The 17,440-nt window shown below is 66.9% G+C and carries 16 protein-coding genes; 9 read left to right on the top strand and 7 right to left on the bottom strand.

The window, feature by feature from the left end:
* The first annotated feature begins 20 nt into the window (after positions 1-20).
* The 5 genes from D6M19_RS02260 (at position 21) to D6M19_RS02240 (ending at position 8,018) form a co-directional block, all read left to right on the top strand.
* Complete coding sequence (locus D6M19_RS02260) at positions 21-1,118, top strand: alkene reductase (protein WP_123023501.1); 1,098 nt, start codon at positions 21-23, stop codon at positions 1,116-1,118.
* Positions 1,119-1,301: 183 nt separating this feature from the next.
* Entirely contained in the window at positions 1,302-2,513 is a 1,212-nt protein-coding gene (locus D6M19_RS02255; protein WP_123023500.1) for an acetyl-CoA C-acetyltransferase, read from the top strand.
* 4 nt (positions 2,514-2,517) lie between these two features.
* Complete coding sequence (locus D6M19_RS02250) at positions 2,518-4,665, top strand: 3-hydroxyacyl-CoA dehydrogenase NAD-binding domain-containing protein (RefSeq protein WP_123023499.1); 2,148 nt, start codon at positions 2,518-2,520, stop codon at positions 4,663-4,665.
* Positions 4,666-4,736: 71 nt separating this feature from the next.
* A complete protein-coding gene (locus tag D6M19_RS02245) occupies positions 4,737-6,152 on the top strand; it encodes an MDR family MFS transporter (RefSeq protein ID WP_234834652.1) in 1,416 nt (471 codons plus the stop codon).
* A gap of 42 nt (positions 6,153-6,194) precedes the next feature.
* Positions 6,195-8,018 carry a S9 family peptidase gene (locus D6M19_RS02240; RefSeq protein ID WP_123023498.1) on the top strand — a complete coding sequence of 608 codons (1,824 nt, stop codon included), beginning with the start codon at positions 6,195-6,197 and terminating at the stop codon, positions 8,016-8,018.
* Positions 8,019-8,028: 10 nt separating this feature from the next.
* Here D6M19_RS02240 and D6M19_RS02235 read toward each other — a convergent pair whose 3' ends face one another.
* Complete coding sequence (locus tag D6M19_RS02235; RefSeq protein WP_123023497.1) at positions 8,029-9,240, bottom strand: FAD-dependent monooxygenase; 1,212 nt, start codon at positions 9,238-9,240, stop codon at positions 8,029-8,031.
* 62 nt (positions 9,241-9,302) lie between these two features.
* On the opposite strand from D6M19_RS02235, the gene D6M19_RS02230 reads away from it, so the two are divergent.
* Entirely contained in the window at positions 9,303-9,848 is a 546-nt protein-coding gene (locus tag D6M19_RS02230; protein WP_123023496.1) for a TetR/AcrR family transcriptional regulator, read from the top strand.
* A gap of 38 nt (positions 9,849-9,886) precedes the next feature.
* The gene (locus D6M19_RS02225; RefSeq protein ID WP_123023495.1) at positions 9,887-11,377 is read left to right on the top strand and encodes a class I adenylate-forming enzyme family protein; all 1,491 of its coding nucleotides are present in this window, start codon (positions 9,887-9,889) and stop codon (positions 11,375-11,377) included.
* Here D6M19_RS02225 and D6M19_RS02220 read toward each other — a convergent pair.
* Together D6M19_RS02220 and D6M19_RS02215 are read right to left on the bottom strand one after the other, a co-directional pair.
* Positions 11,353-11,949: a class I SAM-dependent methyltransferase gene (locus tag D6M19_RS02220; RefSeq protein ID WP_123023494.1), complete on the bottom strand. Its 597-nt coding sequence runs from the start codon at positions 11,947-11,949 to the stop codon at positions 11,353-11,355. The genes D6M19_RS02225 and D6M19_RS02220 overlap by 25 nt on opposite strands.
* A gap of 1 nt (position 11,950) precedes the next feature.
* On the bottom strand, positions 11,951-12,376 hold the full coding sequence (locus D6M19_RS02215; protein ID WP_123023493.1) for a pyridoxamine 5'-phosphate oxidase family protein: 426 nt from the start codon (positions 12,374-12,376) through the stop codon (positions 11,951-11,953).
* A 130-nt stretch (positions 12,377-12,506) separates the two neighbouring features.
* Here D6M19_RS02215 and D6M19_RS02210 point away from each other — a divergent pair, with 130 nt between their 5' ends.
* On the top strand, positions 12,507-13,496 hold the full coding sequence (locus D6M19_RS02210) for an LLM class F420-dependent oxidoreductase (protein ID WP_123023492.1): 990 nt from the start codon (positions 12,507-12,509) through the stop codon (positions 13,494-13,496).
* Here the strand turns inward: D6M19_RS02210 and D6M19_RS02205 are convergent.
* On the bottom strand, positions 13,493-13,852 hold the full coding sequence (locus D6M19_RS02205; RefSeq protein WP_327389772.1) for a nuclear transport factor 2 family protein: 360 nt from the start codon (positions 13,850-13,852) through the stop codon (positions 13,493-13,495). The two genes, D6M19_RS02210 and D6M19_RS02205, sit on opposite strands and share 4 nt — an antisense overlap.
* Positions 13,839-14,552, bottom strand: a complete 714-nt coding sequence (locus D6M19_RS02200; protein ID WP_123023490.1) for an SDR family NAD(P)-dependent oxidoreductase — start codon at positions 14,550-14,552, stop codon at positions 13,839-13,841. Before D6M19_RS02200 ends, D6M19_RS02205 begins: the two co-directional genes overlap by 14 nt.
* A gap of 127 nt (positions 14,553-14,679) precedes the next feature.
* Between D6M19_RS02200 and D6M19_RS02195 the strand changes: the two genes are divergently transcribed.
* A complete protein-coding gene (locus tag D6M19_RS02195) occupies positions 14,680-15,597 on the top strand; it encodes a LysR family transcriptional regulator (RefSeq protein ID WP_123023654.1) in 918 nt (305 codons plus the stop codon).
* Here D6M19_RS02195 and D6M19_RS02190 read toward each other — a convergent pair.
* Positions 15,582-16,721 (bottom strand): YbfB/YjiJ family MFS transporter, encoded by a 1,140-nt coding sequence (locus D6M19_RS02190; protein WP_206428418.1) that lies wholly within the window; start codon positions 16,719-16,721, stop codon positions 15,582-15,584. The two genes, D6M19_RS02195 and D6M19_RS02190, sit on opposite strands and share 16 nt — an antisense overlap.
* A 106-nt stretch (positions 16,722-16,827) precedes the next feature.
* Complete coding sequence (locus D6M19_RS02185; RefSeq protein WP_123023488.1) at positions 16,828-17,421, bottom strand: hypothetical protein; 594 nt, start codon at positions 17,419-17,421, stop codon at positions 16,828-16,830.
* Between the last annotated feature and the right edge of the window lie 19 nt (positions 17,422-17,440).

The following is a 17,440-nucleotide window of genomic DNA, read 5'->3' as shown; positions in this document are numbered from 1 at the left end:
GGGCGGCGCTCCATCACAACATGACGTTCGAACTCGACGACGACTCCGCTTTGCTCAAACCGTTGCAGATCGGCGACGTGTCGACGACCAACCGGCTCTTCATGGCCCCGCTGACGCGCTCGCGCGCGGAGGCTGATGCGACACCGTCGGAATTGGCCGTCACCTATTACGCGCAGCGCGTCTCGGCGGGCCTGATCGTCAGCGAGGCGACGGCGATCTCGCGGGCGGCCAATGGCGCCTACCCCAACACACCGGGGATGTACACCGACCGGCACCAGCAGGCGTGGGCCGAGATCGCGGACGCCGTGCACGCCGGAGGCGGCCGGATGTTCGTCCAGCTGTGGCACGTCGGGCGAATGGGCCATCCCGAGACCAGCGGCGCAGAGACCGTCGCGCCGTCGGCCATCGCCGCCGACATGACAACGCACACCCCCACCGGTAAGAAACCGCTACCTGTTCCGCGCCCTCTTCGCACCGACGAGATCCCCGCGATCATCGCCGACTTCCGCGCCGCGGCGCGCCGCGGCGTGGACGCCGGAATGGACGGCGTCGAAATCCATTCGGCCAACGGCTATCTGCTGCACGAGTTCCTCTCCGACGTGACCAACCGTCGCGACGACGGCTACGGCGGCTCGCCGGCCAACCGCGCCCGGTTGACGGCCGAAGTCGTCGAAGCCGTCGCGGACGAGATCGGGGCTGGACGGGTCGGGCTGCGAATCTCGCCCGGAAACAGCGCCGGTGACATGCGTGAGGTCGACGAGGTGGGCGCCTATGAGGCGCTCCTGAATCGGATCGGGCCGCTCGGGCTGGCGTACCTGCACCTGGTCATCGAGCCGACACAACCAGCGTTCGCGGTCATCCGCTCGGCGTGGGACGGCACGCTGGTGCTCAACACCCCGCGCGGCGTCGAGTCGAACTTCTGCGAACTGGAGAACCTCGTGGAGTGGGGCGTCGTCGGTGCGGCCGCCGTCGGCCGCGCCTACCTCGCCAACCCTGACCTCATCGACCGTCTGCTCCTGGGCGCCGAACTGAACGAGCCCGACGCCGCGACGTTCTATTCGTCTGGACCGGCCGGCTACACCGACTACCCGACGCTCATGGAGCTCGAGGTCGCTTAGTTCTCCGCGAGCAGACACAAACTCGCATCCTTGTGCCCGGATTCGTGCGAGTTTGCGTCTGCTCGCGAGGGTGACGAACCTCCCAACCAACGAGTTGGGAGACGCTGTTAGGCTGGCGCGTAGAGGACAACCGCCCATGTGGGCAGGTCTCCCAAACAACCCCACCTGAACAGGAACATCTTCATGTCTGAAGAAGCCTTCATCTACGAGGCCATTCGCACGCCTCGCGGCAAGAACAAGAACGGTGCCCTCAACGAGGTCAAGCCGGTCAACCTGGTCGTCGGCCTGATCGACGAGTTGCGCGTCCGCTTTCCCGACCTCGACGAGAATCTGATCAGCGACGTCATCCTCGGCGTCGTGTCGCCCGTCGGCGACCAGGGCGGCGACATCGCCCGCACCGCCGCTCTTGTGGCCAAGCTGCCCGAGACCACCGGCGGCTTCCAGCTGAACCGGTTCTGCGCATCGGGCCTCGAAGCGGTCAACACCGCAGCACAGAAGGTCCGCTCCGGCTGGGACGACCTGGTGCTGGCAGGCGGCGTCGAGTCGATGAGCCGCGTCCCGATGGGCTCCGACGGCGGCGCGTGGGCCACCGATCCCGAGACCAACTACCGCATCGGCTTCGTCCCGCAGGGCATCGGCGCCGACCTGATCGCCACCATCGAGGGCTTCTCCCGCGAGGACGTCGACCGCTATGCGCTGCGCAGCCAGGAGAAGGCCGCCGCCGCATGGTCGGGCGGATACTTCGCCAAGTCCGTCGTTCCGGTCAAGGACCAGAACGGTCTGGTCATCCTCGACCACGACGAGCACATGCGCGCCGACACCAGCCTCGAGGGCCTCGGCAAGCTGAAGACCGCGTTCGACGGTGTTGGCGCGATGGGCGGCTTCGACGATGTGGCGCTGCAGAAGTACCACTACGTGGAGAAGATCAACCACGTCCACACCGGCGGCAACAGCTCCGGCATCGTCGACGGCGCCGCGCTGGTGCTCGTCGGCTCGGAGAAGGCAGGCCAGTCGCAGGGCCTCACCCCCCGCGCCCGCATCGTCGCCACCGCCACCAGCGGCGCCGACCCCGTCATCATGCTCACCGGCCCGACGCCCGCCACCAAGAAGGTGCTGGACCGCGCCGGGCTGACGGTCGACGACATCGACCTGTTCGAGCTCAACGAGGCGTTCGCCTCAGTGGTGTTGAAGTTCCAGAAGGACCTCAACATCCCCGACGAGAAGCTCAACGTCAACGGTGGTGCCATCGCGATGGGCCACCCGCTGGGCGCCACCGGCGCCATGATCACCGGCACCATGGTCGACGAGCTCGAGCGCCGCAACGCGCGCCGCGCGCTGATCACGCTGTGCATCGGCGGCGGCATGGGTGTCGCGACCATCATCGAGAGGGTGTAAGGCAATGGCAGACAACACCATTCAGTGGGACAAGGATGCCGACGGCATCGTCACCCTGACCCTGGACGACCCCAACGGCTCGGCCAACGTGATGAACGAGCACTACCAGGAGTCGATGCACAACGCCGTAGAACGCCTTGTCGCCGAGAAGGATTCGATCACTGGCGTCGTCATCACCAGCGCGAAGAAGACGTTCTTCGCGGGCGGTGACCTCACCGCGATGGTGAAGGCCCAGCCCGAGGACGCGGGCGAGTTCTTCAGCACGGTCGAGGGCATCAAGGCCGACCTGCGCAAGCTCGAGACCCTCGGCAAGCCGGTCGTCGCCGCCATCAACGGCGCGGCACTCGGCGGCGGCCTGGAGATCACCCTGGCCTGTCACCACCGGATCATCGCCGACGTACCTGGTTCGGTCGTCGGCTTCCCCGAGGTGACGCTCGGCCTGTTGCCGGGTGGCGGCGGTGTGACGCGCAGCGTCCGGATGTTCGGCATCCAGAAGGCGTTCATGGAGGTGCTCAGCCAGGGCACCCGATTCAAGCCCGGCAAGGCGAAGGACATCGGCCTCGTCGACGAGGTGGTGCCGACCGTCGACGAGTTGGTGCCCGCCGCCAAGGCGTGGATCAAGGCAAACCCCGAATCGCACACGCAGCCGTGGGATGTCAAGGGCTACAAGATGCCTGGCGGCACACCGAGCAGCCCCGGGCTGGCAGGCATCCTGCCCTCGTTCCCTGCGCTGCTGAAGAAGCAACTCAAGGGCGCGCCGATGCCCGCGCCGCGCGCCATCCTGGACGCGGCCGTCGAGGGCGCACAGGTGGACTTCGACACCGCGTCGCGGATCGAGAGCCGCTACTTCACGCATCTCGTCACCGGCCAGGTCGCCAAGAACATGATCCAGGCGTTCTTCTTCGACCTGCAGCACATCAACGGCGGCGGATCGCGCCCCGACGGAATCGCCAAGCAGGAGATCAGGAAGATCGGCGTGCTCGGTGCGGGCATGATGGGCGCAGGCATCGCCTACGTCTCGGCCAAGGCCGGTTACGACGTCGTGCTCAAGGACGTGTCCCAGGAAGCCGCCGACAAGGGCAAGGGCTACTCGGAGAAGCTGGAAGCCAAGGCGCTCGAGCGGGGCAAGACCACGCAGGAGAAATCCGAGAAGCTGCTGGCCCGCATCACGCCGACCGCCGACGCCGCCGATTTCAAGGGCGTCGACTTCGTCATCGAGGCCGTGTTCGAGTCGGTCGAGCTGAAGCACAAGGTGTTTCAGGAGATCGAGGACATCGTCGAGCCGAACGCGCTGCTGGGTTCGAACACCTCCACGCTGCCGATCACCGGTCTTGCGGCCGGCGTGAAGCGCCAGGAGGACTTCATCGGGATCCACTTCTTCTCGCCGGTCGACAAGATGCCTCTGGTCGAGATCATCAAGGGCGAGAAGACGTCTGACGAAGCGCTTGCCCGGGTGTTCGACTACACGCTGGCCATCGGCAAGACCCCGATCGTGGTCAACGACAGCCGCGGCTTCTTCACCAGCCGCGTCATCGGCACCTTCGTCAACGAGGCGCTGGCCATGCTCGGCGAGGGCGTCGCGCCCGCGTCGATCGAGCAGGCGGGCAGCCAGGCCGGCTACCCGGCGCCGCCGCTGCAGCTGTCCGACGAGCTCAACCTCGAGCTGATGCACAAGATCGCCGTCGCCTCCCGCAAGGGCGTCGAGGACGAGGGCGGCACCTATACGCCGCACCCGGCCGAGGCGGTCGTCGAGAAGATGATCGAGCTCGAGAGGCCGTCGCGGCTGAAGGGCGCGGGCTTCTACGAATATGTCGATGGCAAGCGCACCGGCCTGTGGCCCGGCCTGCGGGAGGCGTTCAAGTCAGGAGCGTCGGAACCGCCGCTGCAGGACATGATCGACCGCATGCTGTTCGCCGAGGCGCTTGAGACCCAGAAGTGCCTCGACGAGGGAGTGCTGACGTCGACCGCCGACGCCAACATCGGCTCGATCATGGGCATCGGGTTCCCGCCCTACACCGGCGGAAGCGCGCAGTTCATCGTCGGCTACGAAGGCGCGGGCGGCAGAGGCAAGGAAGCCTTCGTCGCGCGGGCCAGGGAACTGGCCGCCCGCTACGGCGACCGCTTCAACCCGCCCGCGTCGCTGACCTCCTAGTCCATCCAGGAGACGCGAAAGCCCCCGGGGCACTGATAGTGCCGTCGGGGGCTTTTCGTATCGTCGTGTAAGTGAGTGCCGAAGCCGTCGACGGAGTCGGGTTTCGGTCGCAGCGGGGCCCGGTCCTCGTCTCGATCATGCTCTCGCTCAGCCTGGTGGCTCTCGACGCCACCGTGCTGGCCACCGCGGTGCCGACGATCGTCGGCGAACTGGGCGATTTCGCGCTGTTCCCATGGCTGTTCTCCGGATACCTGCTCGCGCAGGCGGTCACGACGCCGCTGTACGCGAAGCTGTCCGACGTGTTCGGCCGCAAGCCGGTGATCCTCGTTGGCATCGGGCTTTTCCTCGTCGGCTCGATCCTGTGCGCGCTCGCGTGGTCGATGCCTGCGCTGATCGTCGCGCGCGTCGTGCAGGGCGTTGGAGCCGGTGCGGTGCAACCGATGTCGGTGACCATCGTCGGCGATATCTACTCGCTCGCCGAACGGGCGCGAGTGCAGGGCTACTTCGCAAGCGTGTGGGCCGTCGCATCGGTGATCGGCCCGACCCTGGGCGGGCTGTTCGCCGAGCTCGGGATCTGGCGCTGGGTGTTCGCGCTGAACGTGCCGTTGTGCCTGCTGGCCGCGTGGATGATGACAAGGCGCTTTCACGAGGACGCGGAGCGCGGCGAGAAGTCTGTGGACTATCGCGGGGCGGTGCTGCTCACCGCGGGGCTGACGTTGCTGGTGCTGGCCATCCTGGGCGGTGGGCAGGCGTGGGAATGGGACTCGGCGGCCAGCGTCGGCGCGTTCGGTGCGGGTGTGGTGTTGCTTGCGGCGTTCGGCCTCGCCGCTCGACGAACAGCCGAGCCGATACTGCCGGGCTTCGTCGTGACGCGGCGGCTGCTCTCGACGACCACCGTGGTGGGCCTGGGCGTCGGGGCCATTCTGATCGGGCTGACCTCCTATGTGCCGACCTACCTGGAAGGGTCACTGGGCGTATCGCCGGTGCAGGCCGGCCTTGCGCTGACCACACTCACCATCGGTTGGCCGTTGACCGCCGGTCTGGCCGGCCGGATCTATCTTCGGATCGGCTTCAAGAAGACGGCACTCATCGGTGCGGCGCTCGTGCTGCTCGGTGCCTGCGGGCTTCTCACGGTTGCGCACCGGCCGAACATCCTGGTGGTTGCGGCGTTGTGCTTCGTGACCGGTTGCGGTCTCGGCCTTTTGGCCCTGCCCAGCCTGATCGCCGCGCAGTCGAGCGTGGACTGGGACGAGCGCGGGGTCGTCACCGGCGCGCACATGTTCGCCCGGTCGCTCGGCAGCGCGGTGGGGGTCGCGGTGTTCGGGGCCGTCGCAAACTCCTTCTTCGGCGAGGGCGATGTGCACACCATCGGTGCCGCCGCCATCCAATCCGGTACCGCTGCAGTCTTCCTTGGAGTGCTCGCGGTTGCGGTGGTCGCAGCGCTTGCGGTGGTGGCGATGCCACCGACGCCGCCGGACAATCCCTAGCAACCTAGGATCTGACCTCGACGCCGACAAGGGAGGCCCGCCATGGCCGATGTGAAGCTCATCCCGCTCGAGGTGCTGCTCGGCAATCCAGAACGCGCGTCGGCGCAGATCTCGCCAGACGGTAAGCGGCTGTCGTACCTGGCGCCGCTCGACGGGGTGCTCAACGTGTTCGTCGGCGACGTGGGTGCGGGCAATGAGCGGCCGGTGACCCACGACGCCGGTCGCGGCATCGAGGGGTACACGTGGGCGCATGACAACCGCCACATCATGTATGTGCGCGACAGGGACGGCAGCGAAAACTACCGCCTGTACGACGTCGACCTGGAGACCGGCGCCGAGCGCGACCTCACTCCACTCGACGGTGTGCAATGCCGGCTGATCGCGCACCGCAAGCGGTTCCCGAACGATGTGCTGCTCGGCTTGAACAAGGACAACCCGCAACTGCACGACGTGTACCACCTCGACCTGACGAGCGGGGCGTTGGAGAAGGTTGTCGAGAATCCAGGATTTCTCGGCTGGGTGGTCGACGACGATTTGAAGGTACGCGGTGCGGTGACGCCGACCGAGGACGGCGGGATGCTGATACTCGTGCGTGATGACGAGACGTCCGATTGGCGCCCACTGGTCGAGGTTCCGCCTGAGGATGCGGAAACGACTGGGCCGCTTGGCTTCACGAAGGACGGCACGGGAATGTACCTGCAGACCTCGATCGACTCGAACACCGGCCGGTTGGTGAAGATGGACATCGCGAGCGGCGCCGTCGAGGTGATCGCCGAGGACCCGAACTACGACATTACCGGCGCGATCATGAACCCCGACACCCGCGAGATCGACGGCGTGATGGTGTACGGCGACCGGGTGGAGTACCGCATCTTCGACGAGTCGATGCGCGCCGACATCGAAGCGCTTCAGCAGCTCAACAACGGCGATTTGGGGATCAGCGACCGCGATCACGACGACACGACCTGGCTGGTCGCGTTCGACAGCGACTCGGGCCCGGTCAAGTTCTACACGTGGAACCGCGCAGCCAAGAGCGCGACGTTTCTGTTCGACCACCGGCCCGAACTCAACGACTACCCGCTGGTGCCGATGGAACCGTTCGCCTTCACCGCGCGCGACGGGCTGACGATTCACGGGTACCTCACCTTTCCCGCCGACGTCGAACGCACCGATCTGCCCGCGGTCCTTGTGGTGCACGGCGGTCCGTGGACCCGCGATGGGTGGGGACTCGACACCGAGGCGCAGTGGCTGGCCAACCGCGGTTACCTCTGCGTGCACGTGAACTTCCGGGGCTCGAGCGGGTACGGCAAGGAATTCCTCAACGCGGGCAATCGCGAGTGGGGCGCAAAAATGCACGACGACCTGCTCGACGCCATCGATCACCTTGTCGCCCAGGGCATTGTCGATCGCGAGCGGGTGGCGATCTATGGCGGCTCCTACGGTGGCTACGCCGCCCTCGTCGGTGCGACGTTCACCCCCGACGTGTTCAAGTGCGCGATCTCGATGGTCGGCCCGTCCAATCTCAACACGCTCATGGAGTCGTTCCCCGAGTACTGGAAGCCGATGCTGGTGACGTGGCACAAGCGCGTCGGTGAAGACCCCGATTTCCTGTGGTCGCGGTCGCCGTTGTCACGAGTCGACGACATCGCGATCCCGATCCTCATCGCGCAGGGCGAGAACGATCCGCGCGTCAAACGGGCAGAGTCAGAGCAGATCGTCGCGGCCATGCAGGAACACGGGATCGACCACGAGTACGCGATGTACGAGAACGAAGGGCACGGCCTGACCAAGCCCGAGAACCGCCTCGATTTCTACCACCGCGCCGACCGCTTCCTCGCCAAACACCTCGGCGGCCGCGCGCAATGACCTCTCCCGTTTAGGTGCGGGCGGTCACCGCCGGATAGTCGGGCAGCGGCATCGTGTCGTACAGCCTCACGCCTTTACGATTGAGCCGAGCGAGGGCCTGGGTGACGCCGAGCGGGAGCACAGACACCGCACGCGCGACGCCGACGAGTGCCCGCACGCCCCAGCGGCTGCCCGGCACGAGGGTCTTGGCGTTGGCCCTCGCCAGTGAACGGCTGCCGACCACCGACGGCATCATCGTGGTTTCGTAGGCCGCGAAAGCCGAGGCGTAATCGCCTGCCGCAGTCGCGATCTCGCCCGCCAGCACGTAGGCGCCGTAGACGGCGAGGCTGGTGCTGCCGCCGACGGCGGGGCCTGGGCAGTAACCGGCGTCGCCGACAAGCGTTACCCGACCCCGCGACCAGCCGGTGAGCTCAAGCTGGGTGATGGCGTCGAAGTAGAACGCAGGCGTGTGCTCGACTTCCTCGAGCCAGCTGTCGACCTGTGCGGACATTCCGCTGAACGCGGCACGCAGTTGGGCCTGCTGGCGCGCAGTGTCGCGGTGGTCGTAGTCCAACGGCTGCGTCGGCCGGAACATGAACACCGCACGTGCGTCGTCGAGGTGGTCGGCGGTGTAGATCATCGCGACTCGGTCGGGATCGAAGTAGCCGTCCATTTCGCCAACGAGGGCAAGGGGTTTCGGCACCGAAACCACCGAGAGGTATCCGCCGAGGAAGCGTTCGGGCACGTCGTCGCCGAACACGATCCTGCGCACCCCGGAATGCAGCCCATCGGCACCGACGATGAGGTCGAACCGCCGTCGCGTGCCATGCTCGAACGAGACTCCTCCGTCGTCGTCGATGCCGGTGATCTGATCGCCGAACACGTACTCGGCGCCGTCACGGCTGGCGTCGTAGTAGATCTCGCTGAGGTCGTCGCGCATGATCTCGACGTGCCGGTCGGAAAACGCGCCGATGAGCTTGAGGTAGTCGATACGTGCTGGCTTGACCGCCCACGGCCGGTACGCACTCAGCACGGTGGTTCCTGTGGCGTGTTCCTCGATGCGCGGCAGCACACCCATCCGTTCCGAGATCTCCATCGCCGGACGGAACAGGTCGACGGCGTGGCCTCCGGTCTTGCGCAGCGCAGGCGCGCGTTCGACCACGGTGACGTCAAAGCCGCTTCGGGTCAGCCAGTAGGCCAGCACGGGACCGGCGATGCTGGCCCCGGATATCAGGATTCGCATGACTTCTCCTTCGTTGTCGCGACCGTGAGCTTACCTATCGTTAAGTAAGTTATGGTGGCTACGTGGCCAGGCCCCCGACCGAGACCCGACAGCGCATCCAGGTCGTTGCCAGAGAACTCTTCGCGGAGAAAGGCGTCCAGCGCACCAGCCTGCAGGACATCGCAAATCGTTTGGGAATCACCAAACCCGCGCTCTACTACCACTTCAGTTCACGCCAAGAACTCGTGCGCAGCATCCTGCAACCCTTGGTCGACGAGGGTGAGTGCTTCGTCGCCGAGCATGAACGCCGCCGCGGGTCGGCGCGCGCCACACCCCGAGAACTGCTCGAGGGCTACTTCGACTTCCATTTCAGGCACCGCGCCGACCTGGTGGTCCTGGTCTCCGAGTTGTCGACGTTGGCCGACCTTGGCCTGATCGACATGATGCTGGCCTGGCGGGAGAGGCTGTGCAAACTGGTCTTCGGGAGCAGGCCGACGCTGCGGCAATCCACCAGAGCCGTGATCGCTTTCGGGGGGCTTCAGGACTGCTGCCTGCAGTTCCCCGACACCTCCTATGAGCAGCTCCGGAGGGCGACGGTGGACGGCGCGATGGCGGCGTTGGGGATCTGAGCGGCGGGGCCGTCGACGGGCTTGGCTATCGTCGAGGCGTGACCGAACCGTTCACCGAGAAGTTCGCGGCCGGACTCGCCGGCTACGGCGACGGTCAGTGCATCTCCTACGAGGGCCGGTGGTTCTCGGGCAACGAGGTCACCGGGTATGCCGACGCCATCGCGTCGGTGCTGCGCGATGCCGGGGTCGCCGACGATGCACCGGTCGGGTTGGTGGTGCGCAATCGGCTGCCGCACGCCGCCGCCATCATGGGATTCATGGCAGCCGGTCGGGCCGTCTCGATGATCTATTCGTTCCAATCGCCGGAGTCGATCGGCCGCGACATCGAGACGCTGGCGCTGTCGGCCGTCGTCGCCGACGAGCAGGACTGGGCCGACGAGGTCGTCGCTGCGGCAAAGCGGGCGGGCAGCGCTGGGGTCGCCCTTTCGATGCGATCGCCCATGGTGGCACCCGTGCAGGGGCTGGAGCGCCGCGACGGCAGCCGCCCGCATGCCGAGGCGGAACCCGGTGTGGCACTGCAGATTCTGACCAGCGGCACTACCGGCCCGCCCAAACGGCAGTCCATCAAGACGAAGGTGCTCGAACGGACCGTCTTCAGCGTCACCAGCGGAGAGGCGGCCCCGCCGGGCGCCCCGCCCGAATTCTCGTATTGGCAGTTCGGCGGCATCGGGGTCTGCCAACTGATCGCAGGCGCCTACAACGGCAGGCGGATCGTCATCCTGGAGCGGTTCACCGTCGACGGCTGGGTGAACGCGGTGAAGACGCACCGCATCAAACGGTCTGGCGTGCAGCCGGCCGTGATCCGCATGCTGCTCGATGCCGATGTACCCAAGGAGGACCTTGCCTCGCTGGAGTTTCTGATCAGCGCGTCGGGTCCACTTGACCCGGAGACCCGAGACGAGTTCGAGGCCCGCTACCGCATTCCGGTCAAGTTGGCTTACGGCGCAACCGAATTCGCCGGGTCGCTGTGTGCCTGGACGCCGGAGATGGACACTGAGTTCGGCGCAGCCAAGCGCGACAGCGTCGGCAGGGCGCTACCCGATACCGAATTGCGCATCGTCGATGAGGACACCGGGGCCGAGCTACCCACCGGCGAGCGCGGGCTGCTGGAGGCGAAGATCACCTCGATCGGCGACGACTGGATCCGCACCACCGACATCGCGTCGATCGACGAGGACGGGTTCGTCACCCTGCATGGAAGGGCCGATGGCGCCATCAACCGCGGCGGGTTCAAGGTGTTGCCGGAAACCGTTCGCCGAGTGTTGATTTCGCATCCGGCCGTGCGCGACGCGTGCGTGGTGGGAGTGCCCGACGCACGGCTGGGTCAGGTGCCGTTCGCCGCCATCGAGGCCGTCCCCGGCGAGCCGACGCCCTCCGACGACGAGCTCAAGGAGCTGGTCCGTCGGTCGCTGCCGGTCTACAACGTGCCCGTCGCGTTCGCCATCGTCGACGAACTTCCGCGTAATCCGGCGTTGAAGGTGAGCCTGCCCGCGGTCGCCGCGCTCTACGAAGCGCGCGCAAACAGGTAGTACCGGCCGGAGTCCTTGCCCTTGCGCTTCATCGCCGGCTCTGCGTTGGATGCCAGCAGTGTCCATGCGGGTTCGAACCGCTGTGCCACCTCGGAGGGTTCGATGCCGGCTACGCCGAAGGAACTTCCGGGGATGAACTCGACGAGCAGCAGCCGCGCGTCGGGCGCGGCGGCCGCCGTCACCTCGCGCACGTAGTCGTGTCGGTCTTCGTCGTTCATGCCGTGCAGACAGCCGTTGTCGACGATCAGGTCGAAGCCCGATCCGATGCCCTCCTCGCAGAGGCGGGTGACGTCGGCCTGCTCAAACCGGATGTCGATGCCGTTGGCCGCCGCTTTCGCCCGCGCCCGCTCGACCGCTCGCGCCACGTAGTCCACGCCGGTGACCTGCCAGCCGTGCCCGGCCAGATAGATCGAGTTGTCGCCGGTGCCGCAACCGATGTCCAAGGCCTTCCCCGGGGGCAGGGGCTGGTCACCCTCGATCAGGTTCGTCAGGCTCGTCGGCAGAGGATGGCCGTCCCACGGAGTGAACCCGAGTCGGTAGAGGGTTCGGAACAGGAACTGCCGAGACCCCACGTCAGATCGAGCCCAGGTCCGAGGAGTTCCAGTGCTGGGGCTTCATGTAGATGGCGACGCCCTCGCCATGTTCACGGCGCGCGAACTCCAGGTAGCCGTCGACGGCTTCCGGCGGCAGGTAGCGCTTGACCATCTCAACCAGTTGATCGTCGGTTGCCGGCTCGATCCGGCTGACGGGTCCGTCGACGGCGACGTAGCGCACGGTGGGCTCGACGCGGTCGACCATCAGCGTGAACTCGCCCTGGGTCTCGATGAGCCGGTGCTTGCGGGAACCGGCGCCGGTGTGAATCCACGGCTCGCCGCCGGGGCTGTACTGGTACCAGATCGGCACCGTCAGTGGTCCGCGCATGTCACCCGCGCTCACCGAGAGCGCCGCAACGTGTGGTTCGGCCAGAAACTGTTCGCGTTCTTCCTTGGATAGGGCCATGGTGCCCAGGCTAGCCGCGCGCCCGGACAACGCACCCGCGCCGACTTCTGCACCCGGGTTGCGATTCCCGCGGCGAGGACAGCCATGGTGCAGAACTGGCCGTCAGGTCGGGGGCATAGAGTCGAGAGCCATGCGCTTTGGACTCTTCATCCCGCAGGGTTGGCGACTCGACCTCGTCGACATTCCCACCGAAAACCACTGGCCGGTGATGCGTGAGCTGGCCACCTACGCCGACAACGGCGCATGGGACTCGCTGTGGGTGTACGACCACTTCCACACCGTGCCGATGCCCACCGATGAGGCGACCCACGAGGCGTGGTCGCTGATGTCTGCCTATGCCGCCACCACGTCGCGCATCAAGCTCGGCCAGATGTGTACGGCGATGAGCTATCGCAACCCGGCTTACCTGGCGAAGGTGGCCGCCACCGCCGACATCATCTCGGGCGGCCGGGTCCAGATGGGTATCGGCGGCGGATGGTATGAGCACGAGTGGAAGGCCTACGGGTACGGGTTCCCTTCGGCGGGTGTGCGGCTGGCCCGGCTCGACGAAGGTGTCCAGATCATGCGCGATGCCTGGCGCGACGGACGAGTCACATTCGGTGGCAAGCACTATGACGTCGACGGCGCCATCGTCGCGCCTAAGCCGTTGCAGGACGGTGGTCCTCCGCTGTGGATAGCGGGCGGCGGCGAGAAGGTGACGTTGAAGATCGCGGCGCGCTACGCGCGGTACACGAACTTCAGCTCCGAGCCCGACGTCTTCGCCCACAAGTCGCAGGTGCTGGCCGATCACTGCCGCGACGTCGGCACCGACTACGACGCGATCGTGCGCTCGTCGAACTTCAACGCCGTCATCGGCGAATCCGAGGCAGACGTGGAGGACCGCATCGCCCGGATTCGCGACAAGCAAGTCGGCGTCGCGAACGAGCAGGCGGTCGACAACATGCTCAACATGATCAAGTCACCGGACTCCGCCTCCGGTACCCCCGAGCAGGTCGTCGAGAAGTTGAAGCGCATGCGCGATCTCGGCTGCGAGTACGCGATCCTCTACTTCCCCGAGGCAGCATATGACCGCAGCGGCATCGAGCTGTTCGAGCAGAAGGTCATCCCGGAGCTGAGCTAGCCGAGGCGCGACACCTGGTAGTGGCCGATACGCCAGCCATCGTCACCGCGTTCGAGGAGCACGCCCAGGTAGACGTCGACTGTGGGCCGATCGGGAAATGCGAAGTCGACGCTGGCGTAGCCGAGCACCAAATCGTCTGCCGGTCTGCGTGTTTCGAGCAGCCGGTAGGTGACCGTCATGCCGGGTGGCTGAGCCGAGTAATAGTCGACAACGCCCTGGCGGCCGACGCTGTATGGGTGCAGGCCCTGGAAGATGGCGTTCTCGGTGAATACCTCGGCGATTCGCTGCGGGGCTCCCGCGTCGATCCCGGCCTTCCACCGGTCGAGGACCTCGCGCAGTATCTCAGTGTCCCGCACTCTGACCACCATCCACGTGCAGTATCTCGCCGGTGACGAACGGTGCGTTCTCCAGATAGACGACGGCGTCGACGACGTCGCCGACCTCACCCAGCCGCCCCATCGGATGCATCTCCGCGAGAGCATCGTAGGACGCCGGGTCATGCATCGGGGTGGCGATGATGCCGAGCGCGACGGCGTTGGCTCGGATGCCACGGTCGGCGAACTCGATCGCCAGCTCTTTGGTCACCGCATTCAGTCCGCCCTTGGTCAGCGAAGCCAACGCCGACGGCACCCGCGAGTTCGCATGGTCGACGAGGCTGGTCGAGACGTTGACCACGTGCCCGCCTTCGCCGTGCGCCAGCATGGCGCGCACCGCGGCGCGGGAGACCTCGAAGAAGCCGCGCAGGTTCACACCGGTGACGGCGTCGTAGTCGTCGTCGGTGTAGTCGGTGAAGGGTTTGGCGACGAAGATTCCCGCATTGTTGATCACCGTGTCGACCCGACCGAACCGCTTCAGCGCGGCATCGACGATCCGTTGGCCGACCCCGGGCTGACCAATGTCACCGGCCACCGTCAGGACCATCGGATCGTCGCTTTCGGCGATCGTGCGCGAGTTGGCGACGACGGCGTATCCGAGCTTGCGGTATGCGGAGACCAGCCCTTCGCCGATGCCCTGTGAGGCTCCGGTGATGATGGCGACGCGCTGTGAGTTGTTCATGTCCGGCTCCTAATGTGCGTGTGTGGTGTCCTGCTCAACGCGGGCCAGCCGGAATCGATGGCGCGCCGGTGTGATCGGTTTGCTCTCAGGTGATAGGCCGAACCTCCCGCTGCTCTACGCTTGCGGCGTGGAGCTGCGTCAGCTGCGCTACTTCCTCGCCGTCGCCGAGGAGCTGAACTTCGGGCGTGCCGCCGATCGGCTGCACATCGCAGGCCCGTCGCTTTCCCAACAGATCAAGGCACTCGAACGCGACCTGAAGGTGAGCCTGTTCGATCGCGATCGCCGCTCGGTGACCTTGACCGCAGGCGGTGCGGCGCTGCTACCGCACGTTCGCGCGCTTGTTGAGCAGGCCGACGAGTTGCGAAGGCAGGCCGCGGGGTTGGCGACGTCAGCACCGGTCCGTATCGGCTACGTGAAGTGGTGCCCCGCCGACTGGGCGGAGCGGGCCGCCGGGGTGGCACGGCTGCGTGTCGACACCTGGGTGTTGCCGTCGCACACACAGGCCGCCAGGGTCGCCGACGGCAGCCTCGATCTCGCGATCTGCTGGGTGCAAGACGCCGATCTCGAATCCCTATCTCTGGCGGCGCATCTCGTCGGAGTGGATCGGCTCTACGCTGTCGACGTCGGCTCCGATTCGTCGCCGGTCGCGGCAAACGACACAGTGGTGCTGCTGGACGTCGATGAGTCGACATGGTCGTCCTGGAATTCCTACGGCGCGCAGTTCGCCGCCGGCACCGGGGCGCGGACACTGACGGTCGACGACGGCGGCTTGACAGGTCAACCGTTCTTCGAGCATGTGCGGCGGCTGCGTAGGCCGGTGCTCAACAACCCGAAGGCACAGGACGGCCCCGAACCCGGCGACCTGGTTCGCCGCCCTGTGGTGGCGCCGACACCTCTGTGGACGTGGTCGCTGGTCTGGCGTCGCGGCGAGACGAATCCGGCCGTACTGGCCGTGATCGAGGCCTTCACCGCCGACGTCGGCGACCTGTCCCTCGACGGCGAGTCAACATGGTTGCCCGCCGGTGATCCTCACCGCGCCGGCTGAGGAATGCGCAGCAGCGCTGCGGCGACCGCAGCGGCGACGACGGTCAGCGCGGCAGCCAACAGTGCGTAACCGAAGCCGTGGTGCAGCAGAGGCCCCACCGCGACGGGCCCGATGATCTGGCCCGCAGAGTAGCCCGCTGTCAGCAGGGCGACCGCACCGGGAAACTTCAACAGCCGTCCCGCGGCCAGCGTCATCGTGCTCACCCCGATGAACGTTCCTCCGAAAAGCACCGCACCGACGAGTGCGGCCGTCGCGCCACCCGCAACGGCAGGCAATGCGATCCCGATCGCCTGCAGCGTCAGCGCGACCACCAGCAGCTTCGGATGCGAGCACCGAGCACCGAGGGCGGCCCACAGTGCTGCCGACGGGGCAGCGGCGAGTCCGACCAACAGCCAGGCGCCGTCGCCGAGCCAGCCCGACGAGGTCTGTTTGATGGCCGCCACCAGGAACGTGCCGGCGACGATGTACCCGAAACCTTCGAGGGTGTAGCTCACGAACAGCACCGCGAACCGGCGGTCAAAACGCCCGCGCTGCTCGCGCGGCGCAGTCGCCGCTGTGGAATCTATTGCCGCACTTTCGTTTCCGCCCACGGACCACGCGCACGCGGTGAGCACCGCGGCGGATACCGCGGCGAGCCACCATGCCGACTGCCATCCCGCTGTCGGCATGGCGAGCACGAGCACAGCGGACAGGGCGATGCCGACACCGACGCCGCCGAAACCCCAGCCCGGCAGGTGCGGCGCGTGATCGCCGAGGTGGTCGAGCATCGAGTTGACGGCGATCACGAACACCACCGCGCTGGTGAAACCCGCAACGGCCCGCAGGCCCAGCCAGCCAACCGCGTTGGGTGCGAACGGCATTGCGGCCAGCGTCGCAACCAAGACGACCAACGAAGCCCGCAACGCCATCGCCGACCGAGTCAGCCGGTGCGACGCGGTGCCCGCCAATGCACCCGCGAGGTATCCGACATAGTTGGCGGTCGCCAGATTTCCAGCCAACTGCGGGGTGACCGCCGCCTGCGCGGTCATCAGCGGAAGGATCGGTGTGTATGCGAACCGCCCGATACCCATGGCCGCCCCCAGCGCTGCGGCGCCCCTACCGACGTGGGCCCAATTCGCGTGCATCAGCCGATGATGCGTTGCCGTGCGCGCAGTGCGCCACGACCGAATTGCTCGCAGCTGTGAGGCCCGACCTCATAGGGCCGGGCGCGCAGCTAACCGGGATTAAGGCCTAGGGCGTCGGCGGTGGCACAACCGGAATCGGCGCCATCCCCGGCGGTGCGTCGGCAGCGGGCGGCGGCGCATCGAAGTAGCCGGGCGGCGGCGGCCCGCTGATCGGGTAGTAGCCCTCGGGCAGCGGCGGCCCACCACCCTCCTGCGGTGCCGTCGGCGGTGCTTCCGATCCCGGGGCGTTCAGCGATTTGAACCCTGGCGGCAGCTGCGGCGCCGGGCCGGCCCCAGGTGGCGGCGGGGCGCCGCCCGGCATCTCGCCTTCCGGCGTTTCGGCGAAGTTGTAGGGGTCCTTGGCCTGGTTCCAGGCGTCCTTGAGGAATCCCAACGGACCGCTGGAATTGCCCGATCCGTACTTGGGATTGGAGATCTCCGGCACCATCGGCGGTCCGGCCGGCGGCGGCGCCGCGATCACGTCGCCGCCGACGGGGTCGCCTGCGGGAACGGGCTCGATCACCGGTTGGCCTGGCGGAACGGGCTCGCCCGGTATCAGGGGCGGCGCCGGATCGGCAACCGCGCTGGCCATGCCCAACGCGCCGAATCCGATGAGCGTGCTGGCGATCGCCGCAGAGGCGATTCTCCTGCGTCGTGTCATGGGTCACGAGGCTAGCGCC

It is taken from the genome of Mycolicibacterium stellerae (assembly GCF_003719305.1).
GTDB lineage: Bacteria > Actinomycetota > Actinomycetes > Mycobacteriales > Mycobacteriaceae > Mycobacterium > Mycobacterium stellerae.
This window is presented reverse-complemented; position numbering and strand designations above follow the sequence as displayed.

Coding starts and splice junctions, on each gene's coding strand:
- D6M19_RS02260 (WP_123023501.1), top strand. CDS start 21: ATGACGTTCGAACTCGACGACGACTCCGCTTTGCTCAAACCGTTGCAG.
- D6M19_RS02255 (WP_123023500.1), top strand. CDS start 1,302: ATGTCTGAAGAAGCCTTCATCTACGAGGCCATTCGCACGCCTCGCGGC.
- D6M19_RS02250 (WP_123023499.1), top strand. CDS start 2,518: ATGGCAGACAACACCATTCAGTGGGACAAGGATGCCGACGGCATCGTC.
- D6M19_RS02240 (WP_123023498.1), top strand. CDS start 6,195: ATGGCCGATGTGAAGCTCATCCCGCTCGAGGTGCTGCTCGGCAATCCA.
- D6M19_RS02235 (WP_123023497.1), bottom strand. CDS start 9,240: ATGCGAATCCTGATATCCGGGGCCAGCATCGCCGGTCCCGTGCTGGCC.
- D6M19_RS02215 (WP_123023493.1), bottom strand. CDS start 12,376: ATGGCCCTATCCAAGGAAGAACGCGAACAGTTTCTGGCCGAACCACAC.
- D6M19_RS02210 (WP_123023492.1), top strand. CDS start 12,507: ATGCGCTTTGGACTCTTCATCCCGCAGGGTTGGCGACTCGACCTCGTC.
- D6M19_RS02200 (WP_123023490.1), bottom strand. CDS start 14,552: ATGAACAACTCACAGCGCGTCGCCATCATCACCGGAGCCTCACAGGGC.
- D6M19_RS02190 (WP_206428418.1), bottom strand. CDS start 16,721: ATGCACGCGAATTGGGCCCACGTCGGTAGGGGCGCCGCAGCGCTGGGG.
- D6M19_RS02185 (WP_123023488.1), bottom strand. CDS start 17,421: ATGACACGACGCAGGAGAATCGCCTCTGCGGCGATCGCCAGCACGCTC.